This window comes from Streptosporangium sp. NPDC050855 (assembly GCF_044456585.1).
Taxonomy (GTDB): domain Bacteria; phylum Actinomycetota; class Actinomycetes; order Streptosporangiales; family Streptosporangiaceae; genus Streptosporangium; species Streptosporangium longisporum.
In genome coordinates, this window is the sequence record NZ_JBITFY010000054.1 from 1 (window position 1) to 5,275 (window position 5,275).

Annotated in this window: 5 protein-coding genes; 2 read left to right on the forward strand and 3 right to left on the reverse strand. The window is 68.4% G+C overall.

Annotation, left to right across the window (positions count from 1 at the left end; genetic code table 11):
• Positions 1-1,726: 1,726 nt before the first annotated feature.
• From ACIBCT_RS40410 to ACIBCT_RS40420, 3 genes are all read right to left on the reverse strand, one after another.
• Entirely contained in the window at positions 1,727-2,041 is a 315-nt protein-coding gene (locus ACIBCT_RS40410; protein WP_399197350.1) for a hypothetical protein, read from the reverse strand.
• Positions 2,038-2,664, reverse strand: coding sequence for an AAA family ATPase (locus tag ACIBCT_RS40415; protein WP_399197351.1), 627 nt, complete (start codon positions 2,662-2,664; stop codon positions 2,038-2,040). Before ACIBCT_RS40415 ends, ACIBCT_RS40410 begins: the two co-directional genes overlap by 4 nt.
• 92 nt (positions 2,665-2,756) lie before the next feature.
• Positions 2,757-3,227, reverse strand: a complete 471-nt coding sequence (locus tag ACIBCT_RS40420; RefSeq protein WP_399197352.1) for a hypothetical protein — start codon at positions 3,225-3,227, stop codon at positions 2,757-2,759.
• A 261-nt stretch (positions 3,228-3,488) separates the two neighbouring features.
• On the opposite strand from ACIBCT_RS40420, the gene ACIBCT_RS40425 reads away from it, so the two are divergent.
• Positions 3,489-4,271, forward strand: a complete 783-nt coding sequence (locus ACIBCT_RS40425) for a GntR family transcriptional regulator (RefSeq protein ID WP_399197353.1) — start codon at positions 3,489-3,491, stop codon at positions 4,269-4,271.
• 76 nt (positions 4,272-4,347) lie between these two features.
• The coding region (locus tag ACIBCT_RS40430) for a hypothetical protein (RefSeq protein ID WP_399197355.1) at positions 4,348-5,275 on the forward strand (928 nt) is incomplete at its 3' end.

Here is a 5,275-nt window from a genome sequence, read left to right on the forward strand (position 1 = left end):
CCTCCAGGACCTAGCGCCCCCCCGGCCCTCTCCGGCCCTCTCTGGCGATCTCAGGGCCTCCCAGGAGCCGCCCTGCCCCACGCACCCAGACGCCCTGCGCCGAGGAGACGGTGAGTGCGTGCGGTGCTGGGTGGACCGCATCGCGGCTAAGGCCGACCAGAAAGCCGCAGCCAACCCAGTCGTCCCCCTTTACGCCGTAAAGGACGCTGGCTAGAAGATCACGATTCACCACCCCCGTACGGACCGGTTCCGTACGGGGCTCCCGTACACCCTCCGTACGGGAGCCCGACCAGTCCGTACGGCGCCGTGAGTCCCGTACGGGCCCAGGGGCTTGACCCTCGCGCGTACGCACGTGTACGCGCGCGCACGTGTGCACGGGCGCGCATGGCTCGCCCAGGAGTCGGCCCCCGGGGAGGAGTCCACAGGAGGAGGAGTGGAGGAGGAGTAGGCCGGCCCCGCACAGGAGCGGCGATGTGCGGCCGTGTGCGGACCCCCGTGCGGGCAGTGTGCGGCCCTGTGCGGCGGCGTGTGCGGTCACTCTCCGTAGATGTGCGCGGCATGTGCGGCGCGTGTGCGGACCCATGTGCGGCGCGTGTGCGGAGGCCGCACACCGGAATTTTCCCTATAGAAAAAGCGGCCCGCCGCACACCGCACACCCCGAACCGGAGTGCGGTCACGGACCGTCAGGCGGGCCGGGGCGTCAGTTGCCGAAAGAATCCGCATCGGCGAGGAGCACCAGGAGCACGCCGACCGGCGGGCCGAAGCGGGCCGGGGGCATTCATGCCGACCCTCTAGGTCTAGAGGCCGGCCCCTCTAGACCTAGAGGGCGCCCTAGAGCCCCAAGAGCTGCCCTGCCTGCGATCTAGCGCCTAGAGGGGGCAATGGCCACGGGGGGTGGTTCAAAGTTTCTCTACTGGTTCAAGGCGCCCGCGCGGCGGGCGCGAGCTGGTCGACGCGAGTTGCCGAAAGAATTCCGGGGTTCGTCGACGAGCACCAGGAGCAGACCGACGGCCGGCCCCGCGGCTGCTATCGCCCAGGCATCCGGACCCGATCGTCAGGACGCAGCCGCGGGGCCTTCAACGTGGCGGCCGGGAGTTGCCGAGACGAGAATTGCCGAATTGTTCTTATAGGGGTCAAGGGGCGGCGGCCCGGCCGCCGCCGCCGCACGGCGCGGCGCGGCCGGCCGCGCCGGACGGACATCGGGACCGGGCATGCGGCCTGGAGGCCGGTCCCGTCCCGCGCCCGCCCGGCGCGGCCGGCCGGACCCCGCCGCCCACCGCACCACCCGGCCGCCGCACCGGCCCATCGATCGCCGTCACGGGACCGGACCGCCGCCCGAGGATCGAGCCAGCCGCCGGCCCGACTCGATCGATCGAGCGGAACTGCCGAAAGAATCGACCCTCGATCGATCGACCGATCCACCTCGATCCACCTCGATCGATCCAGGGTCGATCGAGACTCAGTTCCGCCCTACTTCCGCCCTACTTCCGCCGGAGTTTCGCCTGAGCCCGCCTTGCTTCCGCCGGAGCGGCAGTCAGTTCCGCCGGAGTTCCGCCCTGGTTCCGGCAGCGTCAGTTCCGCCCTTGGTTCCGCCCTGACGATCGCCCACTCCGGGACTCGCCGACCGGGGCCGGGGCGATCGGCTGCCGCGCCCCCTCCTTCGTCGGGGACTTGCCACCGAAAGTCTCAGTAATTCAGTAATTCCGTGATTCAGTAGATTGATCGGTCAGTCCCGATCTGCCTTGATGCGTTCGGCGATCTCCCCTATGAGCTGGGGATCATCAGCCACCCGACGCAGCAGCGCCCGCCACATCGCCGAGTGCGGCAACGTCGGCGCATCGGCCCGGTCCGCCAGCTCGGCCACCAGGCGCCGCATCTGCGCGTAGTCCTCCGGCGTCAGGTCAAGAGTGATGCGCACGGGCTTGGTGCGACGTGCCGTCGTCCCTCGCTCGGGAGCCTGTCCGCTCTCGTCCTTGACGCGAGAGCCGGCGGCCTTCTTGAACCGATCGGCGGAGGAGGCACTTCGGCCGGCGGCGCTCATGCCAGGCCCGCCCGCGTCAGGTACGCCTCAGCCAGCAGATCGATCGAGTCCCCGCCACGGATCGTGGGCGTCATGCCGTAGGCCAGGGCGTAGACCTCACGACGCGGGATCTGCGGAGCCAGCACGTCATAGCCCAACTCGGTCAGCGCCTGGCGGGCGTCTCGACCGCTGCGCGCGCCACCGACCACGCGATTGAGCAGCACGGCGACCCGGGCCGGCACGTCGCGCACCTCCCCCACCTCATCGAGCAGGTCCGTGATCGCCGAAGTGCGCTCGATCTCGATCGTGGACGGCGCGACCGGGATCGTGATCTCGTCCACCCGGCGCAGCACGCTCCGGACGATCACCCCGTGATCCTCAGCCTGAGGCAGGTCACAGACCACGATGGTCTTCGGACCAGCGATGCCGGCCAAGCGCTTCCCGGCGTCTCGGACCGCCAGGCCGTAGACCGCGAACGGGAAGCCCTCGACAGCATCGGACCACGCCAGCGCCGAGCCGGCCGGATCGCAGTCGGCCAGAGCGACGTCGTGCCCACGCCGATGAAGCGCATACGCCAGGAGCACGGCCGTGGTCGTTTTGCCGGTCCCCGGTTTCAAGTTGGCCAGGGCGATGGAGAGCTGCATAGCCGGTACTGAACCACGGCCCGTCGCAAGCACAACCCACAAATGCGGAAGGCCCTCCCGGATCGAATCCGAGAGGGCCTTCCGCAAAGATGTCAGGCAGCAGCGAGCAGCGCCGCCCGGCGACGAGCCATCTCCACATCGCGCTCCGGCACGGAGAAGTGGATGATCCCGTCCTCCGTGTCGATCGGCATGGGCACGGTCGGGAAGCTCCTCTTCACGCCCGCCAGGTCCAGAGCGCGCATGAGGCTGAATGCCTGGCCGAGCGCGGTGTCGAAGCGGCGCCGGCCGCCCCAGAACGCCTTCCACTCGGCGCGCGCCTCGGGGGAGTCGTCGTGGAAGAGGCGGCCCGTGTGCCGGTCGAGGTACCAGGTCTCCACCTCCCCGCCGAGCCGGTCAACGCCCTGACTGACCCACTCGGCGAGCTGCTCAGGCGAGTAGTGCGCCAGCCCCGTAGACGGCATGTCCGAGGCCGAGAGCGCCACAGACCACTCCGAGTTCCGCATCCTCAGGACGACCGCAGGCAGGGAGCGCGACAGGGAAGTGTGAGTGATGATGACGCTCATGATCAGCCCTCCCCGCAGCCGGGACGGCACGACTCGTGAGCCGCAGCACCGCAGGTCTCGCACGCCTGCGCCAGAGCCGCGAGGGCCTCTTCCATTTTCTGAGCGAAGATGTCCATGACCAGGTCTCTCCTTCACCGGGTGTCTGGTCTGCGACCTCCGGTGGGCAAACACCGGAGGTCGCTCTTTTCATCTGTGTACCGGTACTCATGCTGGTCTACCCCGACCTGTTCGTCAACAGTCCCGGTACTGTAGTGTCACCTTATGGCTCCGAGATACAAGGAAATCGCCGACGACCTGCGGCGACGCATCGAGGCGGGAGAGTGGGTGCCGGGAGCTACCCTCCCCGGCTACGCCGAGCTGACGAGCATGTACAGCGTCGGGCGCGGAGTGATCAGCACAGCTCTGACAGAGCTAGAGACAGCAGGACTGATCTCCGTAGCAAAGAGGCGCGGCATCACCGTGCGCGAACGAGGGGTCAGACGTCGCGTCCGGCGCGGGTCGCTCGTTATGCGCGACCCGGCCCGTGGCTATGTGATGCCCGCAGCGTCCTCACCTACCGAGCCATGGCAGGTACACGGCACGCCACGCCGAGAGACGGTTCCCATCACAGACCGTGCCGCAGAGCTGCTAGGAGTGCCTCCAGGCACACCGACGCTCCGCCGCCGGCGGGTGACCTCACCGACTGGAGAGCCCCCGTTCCAACTCGTGGACACGTGGATACATGAGCGCGGTGTAGCTGATGCTCCCCAGGTAGCCGAGCGGGACACTGGCCCAGGTGGCTACCTCGACCGTCTAGAGGAGGCAGGTCACGGCCCCCTTACGTGGACGGAGTACACGAGAGCCCGTATGCCATCACCGGAGGAAGCCCGGCACCTGGAGATGTCTGACGCCATGCCGATCGTCGAGTTCGCCAGAGTCGCTGTGTCGGCACTGACCGGCACAGCGATCGAAACGACCATCTGTGTCATCCCAAGTGATCGTGTCGAGATCGTCGCGTCGCTGCGCCGAGCACGCGGCGCGCAATGGCCACGTACAACATCCTGAACAGCGAGAAGCCGGGAGTTCACAGCTCCCGGCCTCTCAGGTCTCTTCCAGCCGCATAAGCAGAAGGACAACACCAATGAGCGTACCCACAGCACCCGATTCGTTCACTCCAAGGGTGACCCGCCCGGCCGGCCTCGACTGGGTGAAGTTCGATGCTGACCTTGCCAGAGACGGCACGTTCGACCCGGTAGACAAGGCTTTGTACGCCGCCCTCGCGTCGTTCGTCGACGCTGAGGACCGGGACAGCGACCCTGACCCTGACGGCCGTGATGTCCCGACACGGGCACGGTTGGCACAGTGCATCGGCCGAAGCCTCGACACCGTTGACCGGTCCACTCGGCGCCTGGAAGACCGGGGCCTGCTTCACGTCCATCGACGGCGCGACCCGAACAATCCCCGACTGCACTTGCCGAGCGTCTACGAGCTGCTGGACCACGAGCGATGGGACGAGCGTGCAGCCGCCCGCGCCAAGGCTCGCCAGGAGGCCAGGGGTAGCCGCACCGGTGCGGCCAGGGGTAGCCGCACGGATGCGGCGACAGGTAGCCGCACCGGTGCGGCCAGGGGTAGCCGCACGGATGCGGCGGATGTTTTTAGAGAGGGTGTAGAGAAGGAAGAAGAACCTCCTCCCCCTCCTGTCCCCCACATGGCACAGGACCGGCCTGCCGCAGTTGCAGAGGAGGAGGAGGAGGGAGAGATCTCTGAGGACACCCCAACCTCCCCCTCGACTGAGGTGGTCGCGTGGGTGCGAGCTCTGCCGTGGCGGAGACAGCCAGGGCAGCGACAGCGCGAGCGCCTGGCGGTGCTCGTCGCGCAAGCATGGGCGGCCGGATGGACGCCCGATGCCCTCCAGCGGGAGCTGGTGGCAGAGCTAGAGGGGGTCAGGTCGCTGTACGCCGTCTGGACCGCCCGCCTCCAGGACCTAGCGCCCCCCCGGCCCTCTCCGGCCCTCTCTGGCGATCTCAGGGCCTCCCAGGAGCCGCCCTGCCCCACGCACCCAGACGCCC

What these genes read in the sequence shown, in the direction of transcription:
- ACIBCT_RS40410 (WP_399197350.1), bottom strand. Translation starts at nt 2,041, where the DNA reads ATGAGCGCCGCCGGCCGAAGTGCCTCCTCCGCCGATCGGTTCAAGAAG.
- ACIBCT_RS40415 (WP_399197351.1), bottom strand. Translation starts at nt 2,664, where the DNA reads ATGCAGCTCTCCATCGCCCTGGCCAACTTGAAACCGGGGACCGGCAAA.
- ACIBCT_RS40420 (WP_399197352.1), bottom strand. Translation starts at nt 3,227, where the DNA reads ATGAGCGTCATCATCACTCACACTTCCCTGTCGCGCTCCCTGCCTGCG.
- ACIBCT_RS40425 (WP_399197353.1), top strand. Translation starts at nt 3,489, where the DNA reads ATGGCTCCGAGATACAAGGAAATCGCCGACGACCTGCGGCGACGCATC.